General features: G+C 66.7%; 9 protein-coding genes and 1 rRNA gene. 5 read left to right on the plus strand and 5 right to left on the minus strand.

Annotated features, from left to right (window positions below; all coding sequences use genetic code 11):
- Positions 1 to 64: 64 nt before the first annotated feature.
- Both putA and ABH900_RS19315 read left to right on the plus strand, forming a co-directional pair.
- Positions 65 to 3,283 (plus strand): bifunctional proline dehydrogenase/L-glutamate gamma-semialdehyde dehydrogenase PutA, encoded by a 3,219-nt coding sequence (gene putA, locus ABH900_RS19310; protein ID WP_429624780.1) that lies wholly within the window; start codon positions 65 to 67, stop codon positions 3,281 to 3,283.
- A 116-nt stretch (positions 3,284 to 3,399) separates the two neighbouring features.
- Positions 3,400 to 4,605 (plus strand): hypothetical protein, encoded by a 1,206-nt coding sequence (locus ABH900_RS19315; RefSeq protein WP_429624782.1) that lies wholly within the window; start codon positions 3,400 to 3,402, stop codon positions 4,603 to 4,605.
- A 33-nt stretch (positions 4,606 to 4,638) separates the two neighbouring features.
- Here the strand turns inward: ABH900_RS19315 and pnuC are convergent, their stop codons facing one another.
- Together pnuC and ABH900_RS19325 are read right to left on the minus strand one after the other, a co-directional pair.
- A complete protein-coding gene (gene pnuC, locus ABH900_RS19320) occupies positions 4,639 to 5,226 on the minus strand; it encodes a nicotinamide riboside transporter PnuC (RefSeq protein WP_429624784.1) in 588 nt (195 codons plus the stop codon).
- A 137-nt stretch (positions 5,227 to 5,363) separates the two neighbouring features.
- On the minus strand, positions 5,364 to 6,791 hold the full coding sequence (locus ABH900_RS19325) for an outer membrane protein transport protein (protein WP_429624786.1): 1,428 nt from the start codon (positions 6,789 to 6,791) through the stop codon (positions 5,364 to 5,366).
- A 226-nt stretch (positions 6,792 to 7,017) separates the two neighbouring features.
- Between ABH900_RS19325 and ABH900_RS19330 the strand changes: the two genes are divergently transcribed.
- The gene (locus ABH900_RS19330) at positions 7,018 to 7,710 is read left to right on the plus strand and encodes a rhomboid family intramembrane serine protease (RefSeq protein ID WP_429624787.1); all 693 of its coding nucleotides are present in this window, start codon (positions 7,018 to 7,020) and stop codon (positions 7,708 to 7,710) included.
- Positions 7,711 to 7,792: 82 nt separating this feature from the next.
- Here the strand turns inward: ABH900_RS19330 and ABH900_RS19335 are convergent, their stop codons facing one another.
- Together ABH900_RS19335 and ABH900_RS19340 are read right to left on the minus strand one after the other, a co-directional pair.
- A complete protein-coding gene (locus ABH900_RS19335; RefSeq protein ID WP_429624788.1) occupies positions 7,793 to 9,325 on the minus strand; it encodes a S41 family peptidase in 1,533 nt (510 codons plus the stop codon).
- Positions 9,326 to 9,433: 108 nt separating this feature from the next.
- Positions 9,434 to 10,732, minus strand: a complete 1,299-nt coding sequence (locus ABH900_RS19340) for a murein hydrolase activator EnvC family protein (RefSeq protein WP_429624790.1) — start codon at positions 10,730 to 10,732, stop codon at positions 9,434 to 9,436.
- A 95-nt stretch (positions 10,733 to 10,827) separates the two neighbouring features.
- On the opposite strand from ABH900_RS19340, the gene ABH900_RS19345 reads away from it, so the two are divergent.
- Both ABH900_RS19345 and ABH900_RS19350 read left to right on the plus strand, forming a co-directional pair.
- On the plus strand, positions 10,828 to 11,490 hold the full coding sequence (locus tag ABH900_RS19345) for a hypothetical protein (RefSeq protein WP_429624791.1): 663 nt from the start codon (positions 10,828 to 10,830) through the stop codon (positions 11,488 to 11,490).
- Positions 11,491 to 11,576: 86 nt separating this feature from the next.
- Positions 11,577 to 13,286: a M28 family metallopeptidase gene (locus ABH900_RS19350; protein ID WP_429624793.1), complete on the plus strand. Its 1,710-nt coding sequence runs from the start codon at positions 11,577 to 11,579 to the stop codon at positions 13,284 to 13,286.
- Positions 13,287 to 13,646: 360 nt separating this feature from the next.
- Here ABH900_RS19350 and rrf read toward each other — a convergent pair.
- Positions 13,647 to 13,737 (minus strand): 5S ribosomal RNA (gene rrf, locus ABH900_RS19355); the annotation flags it as partial.

Genomic DNA, 13,737 nt, shown 5'->3' on the forward strand with positions numbered 1-13,737 from the left:
CGGGGCACTTCCGAAGGCCGCAAAAATGTTTAAAATCGCCAAGTTTTCCATTGGCCGGACCGGCATGAACGCACCTTCCTCCTCCCCTGCCGCCAGCGACGCTCCGCGTCCGGGCGCGCTGCTGTCGCCGGAACTGCCGGCGTCCCCCAACCCGTTCCGCCAGGCCATCACCGACGCCTGGTTGAAGGACGAGGCCAGCCACGTCCGAGAGCTGCTGGCGCAGGCCCGCCTGCCCGCCGATGAGCAGGCCAAGGTGCAGGCGCTGGCCGCCGACCTGGTCGGCCGCGTGCGTGTGCGCGCCAAGGACCAGGGCGCGATCGAAGCCTTCATGCGCCAGTACGACCTGGGCAGCGAGGAAGGCGTGCTGCTGATGTGCGTGGCCGAGGCGCTGCTGCGCATTCCGGACCAGGACACCGCCGACAAGCTGATCCGCGACAAGCTGGCCGACGCCGACTGGGAAAAGCACCTGGGCGGCAGCGACTCGGTGCTGGTCAACGCCTCCACCTGGGGCCTGATGCTGACCGGCAAGCTGGTGCAGATGAACGACGCCACCCGCGCCGACGCGCCCAGCGCATTCAAGCGTCTGGTCGGCCGCGTCGGTGAGCCGGTGGTGCGCCTGGCCGTGCGCCAGGCGATGAAGATCATGGGCCACCAGTTCGTGATGGGCCGCACCATCAGCGAAGCGCTGTCGCGCTCGCACAAGGGCGACAACGCCAGCTACCGCTACTCCTTCGACATGCTGGGCGAAGGCGCGCTGACCATGAAGGACGCGCTGCGCTACCTGGAGGACTACCGCCGTGCGATCCACGCCATCGGCGGCGATCACAAGGCACGCGGCGGCCGTCCGGACGGCGACGTCAACAATGCGCCGGGCATCTCGATCAAGCTCTCGGCGCTGTACCCGCGCTACGAGCACGCCAAGCGCGAGCGCGTGCTGAAGGACCTGGTCCCGGGCGTGCTGGAACTGGCGCAGCTGGCCAAGAGCTACGGCATCGGCTGCACCGTCGACGCCGAAGAATCCGACCGCCTGGAACTCTCGCTCGACATCATCGAGCAGGTGTTCTCCGATGCCTCGCTGGCCGGCTGGGATGGCTTCGGTGTGGTCGTGCAGGCCTACCAGAAGCGCACGCCGTACACGATCGACCACCTGGCCGACATGGCACGCCGCGCTGGTCGACGCCTGCAGGTGCGCCTGGTCAAGGGCGCTTACTGGGATGCCGAGATCAAACGCGCGCAGATCGAAGGCTATCCGGGCTATCCGGTGTTCACCCGCAAGCAGAACACGGACGTCTCCTACCTGGCGTGCGCCAAGCGTCTGTTCACGCATGCCGACGCGATCTACCCCATGTTCGCCACGCACAATGCGCACACCATTGCGGCCGTGCGCAGCATCGCCAACGGTGGCATGTACGAGCACCAGAAGCTGCACGGCATGGGCGATGACCTGTACGCCGAAGTCGTGCCGGCCGATCGCTTGAACCTGCCATGCCGCGTGTATGCACCGGTCGGCTCGCATGAAGACCTGCTGCCGTACCTGGTGCGCCGCCTGCTGGAAAACGGCGCCAACTCCAGCTTCGTCAACCGCATCACCGACGAGCGCGTGCCGATCGCCGACCTGATCCGTGATCCGGTCGAGATGGTCGCCTCATTCGCTTCGATTCCGCATCCCAAGATCCCGCTGCCGGTTGACCTGCTGCGCAGCCAGAACCACGACAGGAAGAACTCCATGGGCGCCAACCTCGCCAACGACAACGAACTGCGCGCCCTGGCCGAGCAGATCAACGCGGCTGTGAAGCCCTGGCAGGCCGCCCCGCTGGTACCGGGTGCGAGCCCGGCCGGCGCCGCGCTGCCGGTGACCAACCCGGCCGACAGCCGCGAAGTGGTCGGTCAGTGGCTTGCCGCCGATGCCGCCACCGTGCAGAAGGCACTGGCCAATGCCGTGGCTGCGCAGCCGGCCTGGAACCGCACGCCGGCCGCCAGCCGCGCCGCCATCCTCGAGCACGCCGCGGACCAGCTGGAAACGCGCATGCCGGAGTTCATGGCGCTGTGCGTGAAGGAAGCCGGCAAGAGCCTGCCCGACAGCATTGCCGAAGTGCGCGAAGCGGTGGACTTCCTGCGCTACTACGCCAAACAGGCGCGCGAGCAGTTCAGCCACGCCGAGAAGCTGCCCAGCCCGACCGGCGAATCCAACGAACTGCAGCTGCACGGCCGCGGTGTGTTCGTCTGCATCAGCCCGTGGAACTTCCCGCTGGCGATCTTCCTGGGCCAGGTGGCAGCAGCCCTCGCTGCCGGCAACAGCGTCATCGCCAAGCCGGCCGAGCAGACCAACCTGATCGGCTACTACGCCGTGAAGCTGCTGCACGACGCCGGCGTGCCCGCCGAGGTCGTGCAGTTCCTGCCGGGTGACGGCGCCACCGTCGGTGCCGCACTGACCGCCGACCCGCGCGTGGCCGGCGTGGCCTTCACCGGCTCCACCGAGACCGCGCGTGCGATCAACCGCGCGATGGCCGCACGCGATGCCGCCATCGGCGTGCTGATCGCCGAGACCGGTGGCCAGAACGCCTTCATCGCCGACTCCTCGGCGCTGCCGGAACAGCTGGTCAAGGATGCGATCGGTTCAGCCTTCACCTCCGCTGGCCAGCGCTGCTCGGCCGCGCGCGTTCTGTTCGTGCAGGACGACATCGCCGACAAGGTGATGACCATGCTCGCCGGCGCGATGAAGGAACTGAAGGTCGGCAACCCCGGCCTGCTGTCCACCGACGTCGGCCCGGTGATCGACGCAGACGCGCTGAAGATCCTGCAGGACCACGCCGAGCGCATGGACCGCGAAGCACGCCTGATCGCCTCCGCTGAACTGTCTGCCGAAGCAGCCAATGGCACCTTCTTCGCACCGCGTGCGTATGAGCTGAAGGACCTGGGCCAGCTGCACAAGGAAATCTTCGGGCCGGTCCTGCACGTGATCCGCTGGAAGGGCGACCAGCTCGATGCGGTGATCGACCAGATCAACGCCACCGGCTACGGCCTGACCCTGGGTGTGCATTCGCGCATCGACGAGACGGTCGACCGCATCAGCAATGGCGTCCATGTCGGCAACGTCTACGTCAACCGCAACCAGATCGGTGCGGTGGTCGGCGTGCAGCCGTTCGGCGGCCAGGGCCTGTCCGGCACCGGCCCGAAGGCTGGCGGACCGCACTACCTGCTGCGTTTCGCCACCGAAAAGACGGTGACGGTGAACACCACTGCGGCCGGCGGCAACGCCTCGCTGCTGACCCTGGGCGACTGATTGCCTGCGTGATGCAGTGAACGAAAAACCCCGCGAAAGCGGGGTTTTTTGTCGGTGAGGACTGGCCTGCCTTCTTCCTCGGGTATGCTCTGGAATCACCCGCAAGGATGCAGGACATGGTCATCAGTGAAGAGATGCAACGCGCTTTCCTGCAGGTACCCGGTGCACGCCGTGCAGCCAATGGCGGTGTTCTTCTGCCCTTGGAGGACGGCGGCTTCTACCATGTGCAGGATATCGTCGACACATCCTCACTGCAGGACCTGACAGCCAACGAGCAGTTCTTCGCGGCGTTCTGCAGCCGCACGGAAATCCTCCGCCTGCGCGAGCTTCGCAATGGCCACGACTACCTGTTGCGCCTGCGTGCCAGTGCGCTGGTCGATTCCCCACGCGGCATCCGGGTCATGCGGGCGCGGCGCCAGGCGTTCGAGCCGGGTGGACGGCCCTGGTCGCTCAGCGCGCATTACCACGCATTCGACGCACACCACAAAAGCTACATTTCGCTGCTGTCACGTGCGCATCAGAAGCAGTTGCGTGGCCTTCCCTGCGGAATGGCATGGGTACCGGAAATGAACGCGATGTGCGTGCGTTCGCTGGCCGGCGACATGATCGTCGCCTCGGAAAACCTGGAACACTTCTACCACTTCATGACATTGGGTTTCTTCGGTGCCGACCTCGGCGTCCCGATGATCGATCAGCTGCATGCGCTGTTGATTGCCGCACGCATTGCGCGCGGTAGCGAAGCGGCCGATTTCGATATCGACCCGCGTGGCCAGCTGGATCCCCCGTTGGCGCGGGAGATCCATAAACGCGTCCGCGCCCAGATGCAGTTCACCTTTGGCCATGAGTTCGCCCATCTGCTTCGCGGGCACCTGGAACAGGACGACATCCAGGTTGCCGGTGCCGGCGAGGCGCGCACCTATGCGCACGCCTTGGAGTTCGAAGCCGACGAGTACGCCATCCGCCATATCGAACATGACCGCGAGGCACGCGCTGCCGTCGCCAGCAGCGCAACGATGGTGATGCTTTACCTGGAGTTCCTCAACCAGATCGCCGACCTGTGCGGGATGCAGGCGATGGCGTTGTCCGGCAGCCACCCAACCCCGCTGCAACGGTTGCAACGGCTGCACGCTGCACTTGGCAAGCTGTCTCCGCTGGGCGGCGCGTCGGAGATCGACGCGCTGATCGAGCACGCCCTGGTCATGGCCGGTCGGCTGCGACAGTTCGTCGAGCGATCGCCGAAGGCAGACATCATGACCTTCCATGGCTCGGCGTATCTTCCGAGCTACAAGCCCAAGCTGTTGCGGGACCGGATCGACTTCTAGCCCCGCCCCGGAAACCAGGCAGCTGGGCCCGTTTCACGTGCTGCGCGGCTGGGCATCCATCAGCGTCCGCCAATGGCGCAATGCCACCAGCGCATTGATCCAGAAGCCCACGTACAGGATCGACGTCAGATGCAGGCCACGGCTGTAGTACAACGGCACCGCGATGGTGTTGACCAGCAGCCATATCCACCACGACTCCAGCTTGCGCCGCATCATCAGGATCTGCGCGATCACGCTCAGCACCAGCACCGCCGAATCGATGTACGGCGCATAGGCATGGGTCAGTCGGGTCAGCATCCAGCCGTAGCCGAAAGTCGCCAGCACCGCCAACGGCAGCAGCCAGGCCCAGGCGCGCGGGCGCACCGGGGTGATCGGCAGGGGCTCGCCGTGATCGCCGCGCAGCCACTGCCACCAGCCCAGCACGCTGATGGCGATGAAGAAGAACTGCAGGACCATGTCCGCATACAGGTGCGAACGCTCGAACACCGCCGCGAACAGCGCGCAGCCGACGATGCCCAGCCACCAGGTATGCACGTTGTTGCGGCCGGCCAGCAGGATCGAGCCGGCAACAGCGATGTTGGCGGCCAGCTCCAGTTGGAAGTTCGGGTCGGACAGGTTCATGTCGCTATTGTCTTAGATCCGCGCCCCGCGTGAACGCCCGGGTAGATCCACGCCATGCGTGGACGCCCCAGCGCAGCACAAAAAAGGGCCCCGCTTGCGCGGGGCCCTCCGTGTCCTGCGTCAGGCAATCGCCTGGATCAGAACTTGTACTGCATCGAAGCCGCCAGCACGTCGCCGCTGACCTTGTACTTGCCGGTCACGGTGTTGGCCGTGGCCGAGGTGGAGGTGACGTTCGGATCCTTGGTGAACAGGTGGGTGTAGCCCACGCTGTATTCCATCTTCTCCGACGCCGCGTAGGTCAGACCCAGCGACAGCCACTTGCGGGTGGTGTCCGGCACGCGCACGTCGCGGTGGGCGTCGGTGGTCGGGGTCTGGTCGTAGGCGAGACCGCCGCGCAGGGTCAGCTTCTCGTTCATGCGGTACTCGGTACCGATCGACGCGAAGGTGGTGTCGCGGTAGTGGAACGGCAGCACGCTGTCCGGCTGGTTGGAGTCATAGTCGACGGTGACCTGGTCGAACTTGCTCCACGCGGTGCGCGAGACGTCGGCCATGATCTTCCACTGGTCGTTCACGCGGTGGGTGAAGCTGACGGTGGCGCTGGCCGGCAGCGTGATCGAGGCACGACCCTTGCTGTCGATGAAGGTGCCCGGAGCGGCAGCGGCCAGGAAGGTCGCAGCGTTGCCCGGAATGGTGAAATCGGCCTTGCCGTCGTTGATCTTGTGCTTGACCTGCGAGCGGTAGCTGAAGGCGATGTTGGTGCCTTCCACCGGGCTGACGGTCATGCCCAGGGTGTAACCCATGGACACTTCATCACCCTTGATGCGCAGGTAACCATCGGCGGTGCCCGGGGCGAAGCCCTGCTGGGCCATGGCCACGGCGGCCTGACGCGAAGCAGCGGCGGCCTGGGCGGCGCTGCCACCGGCGGCCAGGACCGCAGCGGCAGCCTTCTGCTGGGCGCTGGCGTTGATCGCGGTGCCGGTATCGACAGCGCTGGTCAGGTCGACGTTCAGGCGTTCGGCGAACACCGACGCACCGAACGACAGGTACGGGTTGATGTCGTAGGAGAACGCGACGCCCAGGTCGATCGCCTGCAGCTCGGTCTTGACGCCGTTGTAGCGGCCGACCCAGTCACGGTCGTATTCGGTCTTGAAGCCGAACGGCACAGTCAGCGATGCACCGAAGTGCATGTTGTCGTTCTCGCCGAACGGCAGGTGGAAGTAGGCAGCCGGAACCGGCGCGATCATGCCGGCGTCGCCGCCGTTGCCGCCGGAAATCGGAGCGCCGTTGCCGTACTTGCCCTGGCCGCGGAACTTGGCGCCGAAGCTGATGGCGCTGACGTCGCCCTGGATCTGGGTGCCTTCGAGCAGACGCATCGAGGCCGGGTTGGTGGCGACCACCGAGGCATCGCCTTCGGCGGAGGTGGAGCCGGCGAACGCGCGGCCGAGGCCCTTGGCGCTGTTTTCCTTCAGCTGGAAGGCGGCGGCGTTGGCATCGGCGGCGGCCAGCGCACCGGCAACGCCGACGGCCAGCAGGGTCAGACGGGCAATGGTGGAAGCGGTTTGCATCGTAGTTCTCTCTCCGGTAAGCGGTGATGTTGCTCTGAGTGCGCCTGCGCCCGGCCGGCCCTGGGGCCTTTCGGAGCGCGCCGGATTCCCCTCCCGACATACGACGCCGTATGCGAGTATTACCCAGAGCTGTTAATGAAACAATAACAGCAACGGCGCTTTTTTCGTCTCAAAAGCTGAACAGGACAATCCCCGCCGGAAGCGCCGTCAGGCTAGGCTAGTACCCATGTTCGTCTCTCTCCCGTCGCGCAAGAAGGCGGCCCTGCGCTGGGCTACGCCCGTACTGTTCGCGTCATTGTGGCTGGCATTCCTGTGGTCGATCTCGCGCCCGGACGATGCCCGCAGCAGCCTCTGGCTGGACTGGGGCGCCCTGTCCACCGGCCTGACCCACCCGCTGGACTGGTGGGCGACCCTGCAGGACGGCAGCGTCCTGCGCCTGTTCACCGCCCTGTTCCTGCACGCCGACTGGTCGCACCTGCTGGGCAACCTGGTGTTCCTGCTGATCTTCGGCCTGCCCGCCGAGCGGGTGCTGGGGCCGTGGCGCCTGCTGCTGCTGTTCCTGGTCGGCGGCGCGGTGTCCAACCTGGTGGCGATCTACACCATGGGCAGCCCGGACCAGATCATCATCGGCGCCAGCGGCGCAGTCTCGGCACTGATCGGCGCCTATCTGGCCCTGTTCCCGGGCGCGCGGCTGGGCGTGGTGATCCCGCTCGGCCTGTTCCTGGAGTTCGTGCGGGCCCCGGCCTACCTGTTGATCGGCGTATGGGCCGCGCTGCAGGTGGTGTTCGCCCACATCGGCCCCAGCTTCGGCATGGTGGCCTGGTGGGCGCACATCGGTGGCTTTCTGTTCGGCCTGCTGTACGGCGTGTACGTACGCGCAGCGATCGCCCGCCGGCTGCGCAAGCGGCACGGGTTCTGACCCCAGGTAGTGCCGGCCGCTGGCCGGCAATCGCCGTCTTCTTCCGGCCCAAGCCGACGCCGGGCGTGGCCCGGCGCTACCGTCAGGGTTTGACCGGCGCCGGTGCTGGCTTGGCTTCTGGCTTGGCTTCTGGCTTGGCTTCTGGCTTGGCTTCTGGCTTGGCTTCTGGCTTGGCTTCTGGCTTGGCTTCTGGCTTGGCTTCTGGCTTGCTCTCGGCCTTCGGTTCGGCCTTCGCGTCCGGCTTCGCTGCAGCGGCTTTCGCGGCCTTGGCCGCCTCTGCCTTGGCCGCTTCGGCCTTCAACCGTGCGGCCACCGAGCCCGGGTTCTTCAGCTCGGCCAGTGCGTCGTTGATCGGGCCGTCGCCCGGCAGCACTGCGCCGGCGCGGTAGCCTTCGGTGCCTTCGTCGTCGCCACGCAGATGGCCCGGCAGGGTCGCTTCGCTGTAATCGCTCAGGCTGGCCGGCAGTGCTTCCTCCGCCGGCGTGGCGGCTGGCTTCAGCTCGACGTCCGGCACGATGCCGGTGGCCTGGATCGACTTGCCGCTGGGCGTGTAATAGCGCGCAGTGGTCAGCTTCACCGAATCACCGTTGTCCAGCGGCAGCACGGTCTGCACCGAGCCCTTGCCGAAGGTGCGGCTGCCGACCACACGTGCACGCTTGTTGTCGCGCAGCGCGCCGGCCAGCACTTCCGAGGCGCTGGCCGAACCCGCATCGGCCAGCACCACCACCGGTGCACCCTTCAGCAGGTCACCCGGGGTCGCGTCGAAGCGGGCATCACTGATGCTGATGCGGCCACGGGTGCTGACGATGTTGCCCTTGTCGAGCAGGTCGTCGGCCACCTGCACCGCGGCGGTCAGCAGGCCGCCCGGGTTGCTGCGCAGGTCCAGCACCAGGCCCTTGAGCTGGCCACCGGACTGCTTCTGCAACTGCTGCACCTGCTTCTGGAAGTCCGAGCCGGTATCGGCCTGGAAGGTACTCAGGCGGATGTAGCCATAGCCTGGTTCCAGCAGGCGGCCGCGCACGCTGGTCACGCGGATGGTCTGGCGGGTGAGGCTGACATCGAACGGCTTGGGCTTGCCGGCGCGCACGATGGTCAGCACCACCTTGCTGCCGGCTGGGCCGCGCAGCGGTTCGCTGGCATCGATCGCACTGATCGGCTTGCCGTCGATGGCGATGATCAGGTCACCGGCGAGAATGCCGGCCTTGGCCGCCGGCGTGTCGTCGATCGGCGAGATCACCTTCATGCTGGCGTTGTCCGGCTGCTGCTGCAGCTCCACGCCAATGCCTTCGTAAGCGCCGTTGGCCTGCTCGTCGAAGGCCTGCGCATCTTCCTTGTTGAAGTAGGTGCTGTGCGGATCGAGGTCTAGCAGGAGGCCGCGTACCGCCGACTGCATCAGCTTCTTGTCATCGACCGGATCGACATAGGCGGCACGCACCGCGTTGTACACGGCCACGAAGCGGCGGATCTCCTCCAGCGGCACCTTCGAGGTCACCGCCTCCTCGCTGCTCGCTGCCTGCCCACTGGTTTCCTGGCTCGGGGCGGGCGCGGTCTGTTGCGCCCAGGACAGCGCCGGCAACAGGGCCAGCAAGAGGGTGGCGGTACGGGCTGCGCGCATGGATCACTCCTGTCGACGGTGGCATCGTGCCCAAGGCACATGCGCCGATTATGCGCGAAGCACAGCTAAATTCCCGTTGAATCGACTACGCAATCGGCGGCGCCGGATTCAGCGCCGCTGCAGCCAGCTGTCCGGGTTGACCGGCTGCCCACCACGACGCAGCTCGAAGTACAGCGCGGTGACACCCTGGCCGCCGGAATTGCCGACCTTGGCCACCGCATCGCCGCGGCTGACCCGTGCGCCGGCATCCTTGAGCAGGGTGTCGTTGTGCGCGTACAGGCTCATGTAGCCGTTGCCATGGTCGACGATCAGGATCATGCCGTAGCCGGTCATCCAATCGGAGAACACCACGGTGCCATCGGCGACGGCGGTGACGGTGCTGCCGGCCGGCGCGCCGATCAGCACGCCGCTGCTGGTACGGCCATCCGGCAGCTTGCCGCCGTAGCGGGCCAGCAGGTTGCCGGACAACGGCCAGCCCAGGCCGCCGACCTTCGGCGCCGGTGCCGAGGCCACCGCAGGCGGCACCTTGGTCGGCGGTGGCGGACGGCCCTGTGCCGCCGCCTGGCGAGCAGCACGTTCGGCGGCAGCCTTTTCCGCGGCGGCCCGGCGTGCGGCGGCCCGGCGTTCGGCTTCGGCACGGGCGGCCGCAGCACGCAGGTTGGCCAACAGCGATTCCAGCGCCTTGGCATCCTGGCCCAGGGCCTGTTCCTTCTCGCGCCGGTCCTTGAAGCGCTCGTCCAGCGACGCCACGGTCTGCGCGCGGTCACGGCGGTCGGCCGCCAGCGTGGCGGCCTGCTGCTTCTGGTCACGCTGTGCGCCCTGCAGCTTCTGCTGGCGCTCGGCGATCTGCGCCTGCAGCGCCTCCAACTCCTTCAGGTCAGCCGTCAGCGTGGTGATGCGCTGGGCCCGCTCGCGCTGCAGGTAACGGTGATACGCCAGGGCGCGGTTGGCGTCGGCCACGGTGTCCTGTGACAGCAGCAGCTTCAACGGCGCGTGGTTGCCCAGCTGGTAGGCCGCGCGCAGCAGGCCGGCCAGCTCACGGTGCTGCTGGGCGAGGTTGGTCTGCAATGTGCTGCGGCGCTGTTCGGCCACAGTCAGGGCATGGTTCTGCTCGCGCAGTGCCGACTCGGTCTGCGCCAGTGCACGACCACTGCGTGCCACCTTCTCATCGGCAGCGCGCAGCTGCTGCGACGCCTGTCCACGCTGCCCTTCAATCTGCCGACGTTCCTGCGCCACGCCCTTGAGCTCATTGCGCAGCTTCTGCAGCTTGCGCTCGGTCTCGCGGGTTGTCTGTGCAGCGCCAGGCAACGGTAGCGCCAGCGCCAGGACCAGCCCCAGCAGCAGGCAACGCCCGCCGCGGGCAGCGGCAGCGTGATGTCGGCGTGATGGAGAGGCGTTGTCGCGCAAGGGCTTTCCAGTGACTTCAGGCAGTTGCAGGGGGTACCCGGGAATGGTGACATCTCCGCACGCGGCCTGCCAGCCGCACATCCATCGAGGGCCCCATGAAAACTCTTTCCATTCCGCTGCTGTTGGGCGTACTTCTGGCCACCGGCCCGGTCTGTGCCCAGGACAACATCAGCAAGGTCAATGGCAGCATCAGCGCCGAACCGGGCCAACGCTACGGCAAGCTGGATACCGTCAACGGTGGCATCCGTGTCGGAGAAGGCGTCGAGACCGGCAGCATCGACACCGTCAACGGCGGGGTGAAAGTCGCCGATCGCGCGCGTACCGGCAAGATCGAGACCGTCAACGGAGGCGTCCGGCTCGGCCGTGAAGTCATCGCTCGTGGCGGCGTCAGCACCGTCAACGGCAGCATCTTCACCGATCGCGGCAGCCAGATCGAAGGCGGCGTTGAAACCGTGAACGGTGGCATCGGCCTGGTCGAGAGCCGCGTCGGCAAGGACGTGGAGACCGTCAACGGAGACATCACCGTCGGTATCGGCTCGCAGGTGAACGGTGGCGTGCACGTGCGCAAGCCGAACTTCAGTGTCTCGCTGACCGCCAGTCGCAAACCGCGCGTGATCATCGGTCCGAATGCCGTGGTCAACGGCCCGCTGCAGTTCGAACGCGAAGTCGTGCTGTACGTGCATCGTACCGCGCGCATCGGGCCGGTCACCGGCGCCGAACCCATCCCGTTCGACACCGAAACCGCTCCGGCGGACTGAGCGCACCGAGCCCATCGGTTCGGTGATACTCGCTGCTACCGGCCGCACATCAGCGGCGGCCGCCCTTTGTTTTCCAGGAAACGACGATGCCCCGCAAACTCCTTCTGTGCCTGGCCGCTGCGGCCGCGCTCAGCGCCTGCAAAGGCGAAGACACTCCGGCCGCCGCGCCGGCCACCGACACCGCTGCTGCCAAGCCCGCCACTCATCAGTTCTCGCCAGAGATCAACGCCGGCGACTTCGCCGAGATGGTCAAGACCCTGGCCTCGGATGAGTTCGAAGGCCGTGCCCCGGGCAGCAAGGGTGAAGAGCTGACGGTCAACTACATCCGCGACCAGATGCAGCGCATCGGCCTGCAGCCCGGTAACGGCGACAGCTGGTTCCAGGATGTGCCGATGACCGAGACCACGGCCGACGCATCGACCGTGCTCAAGATTACCCAGGGCGGCAAGACCGCCGAGCTGAAGTTCGGCACCGACATGGTGGTCGGCACCCGCACCGGCCAGGCCGAAGTGAAGGTCGATGCCAGCGATCTGGTATTCGTCGGCTACGGCGTTGATGCGCCGGAGCAGAAGTGGAACGACTACGCCGGCCAGGACTGGAAGGGCAAGACGGTGGTGATGTTCGTCAACGATCCCGGCTTCCACGTCGATGACGCGAAGCTGTTCGATGGCAAGCGCATGACCTACTACGGCCGCTGGACCTACAAGTTCGAAGAAGCCGCGCGCAAGGGCGCCGCCGCCGCGCTGATCGTGCACGATACCGCCGGCGCATCCTACGGCTGGGACGTGGTGAAGAACTCCTGGGCCGGCCCGCAGTACGACCTGCCGGCCAAGGGTGACCCGGACGCCCGCATCCCGGTGCAGGGCTGGCTGAGTGCCGACGCCGCCAAGGCACTGTTCGCCGGTGCGGGGCTGGACCTGGCCCAGGCGTACAAGGACGCCAGCAAGCGCGGCTTCAAGCCGGTGCCGCTGAAAGCCACTGCCGCGGTCGACCTGAAGAGCCAGATCGCACAGAAGCAGTCGCGCAACGTGGTGGGCGTGCTGCCGGGCAGCAAGCGTGCCGACGAAGCCGTGCTGTACATGGCCCACTGGGACCACCTGGGCAAGCACGAGGGCGAGACGGGCGACAACATCTACAACGGCGCGGTCGACAACGCGACCGGTGTGGCCGGCATTCTGGAAGTGGCCGAAGCGATGGCCCACCAGCAGCCGAAGCCGGAACGTTCGGTGGTGTTCCTGGCCGTGACCCTCGAGGAATCCGGCCTGCTGGGCTCGAAGTACTACGTCACCCACCCGACCTTCCCGCTGGACAAGATCGCCGGCGTGATCAACATCGACGCGATGTCGGTGGCGGGCCGTGCCAAGGACGTGACCGTCACTGGCTTCGGCAGCTCGGAACTGGAGGACATCCTCAAGCCGCTGGCCGCCGCACAGGACCGCACCCTGCACGGTGAGAGCTCGGTGCAGAGTGGCTTCTACTTCCGTTCGGACCACTTCAACTTCGCCAAGGCCGGCGTGCCGGCCCTGTATGCCGATGGCGGCGAGGACCTGCGCGAGGGTGGCGTGGACGCCGGCCGCAAGGCCGCGGCGGACTACGGCGCCAACCGTTACCACGGCCCGAAGGATGAGTTCGATGCGGCCACCTGGAAGCTGGACGGTACCATCGAAGATCTGCAGCTGATGTACGGCGTCGGCAAGGAGCTGGCCGGTGGCGATCGTTGGCCGAACTGGTATGCAGGCAACCCGTTCAAGGCGGCCCGCGACGCGATGATGAAGGACAAGGCCCCGGCCAAGTAGCGTCGAGCCATGCTCGACTGCACATCGTTTGGAGCAGAGCGGCGCCCCACGGGGCGCCGTTTTTTTTTGCATGCGATCCAGCTGCCAGCCGTGGTTCCGCGCGGAGAGCATCCACGCATGGCCTGGATCTACGGTAATGCCGGCCGCTGGCCGGCAAACGATCGCTGTGTGGGCCTGCTGTTGGTAGCGGCCAACCTTGGTTGGCGCCGCTTTTCCCGGGAACAGCCCATCCACGCACGGCGTGGATCCACCGGGGCGACGCAGGGCCATGGGGTTGCCGGCCAGCGGCCGGCACTACCCGGTGTTTCCTGCGCACAAAGAAAAACCCCGCTGCGTGAGCAGCGGGGTTTTGGGTGTAAACCCTGGCGATGACCTACTCTCGCATGGCTTAGGCCACACTACCATCGGCGCAGCTACGTTTCACTTCCGAGTTCGGGATGGGATCGGGTGG

The sequence above is a fragment of the Stenotrophomonas sp. AN71 genome, from assembly GCF_050435725.1.
Taxonomy (GTDB): domain Bacteria; phylum Pseudomonadota; class Gammaproteobacteria; order Xanthomonadales; family Xanthomonadaceae; genus Stenotrophomonas.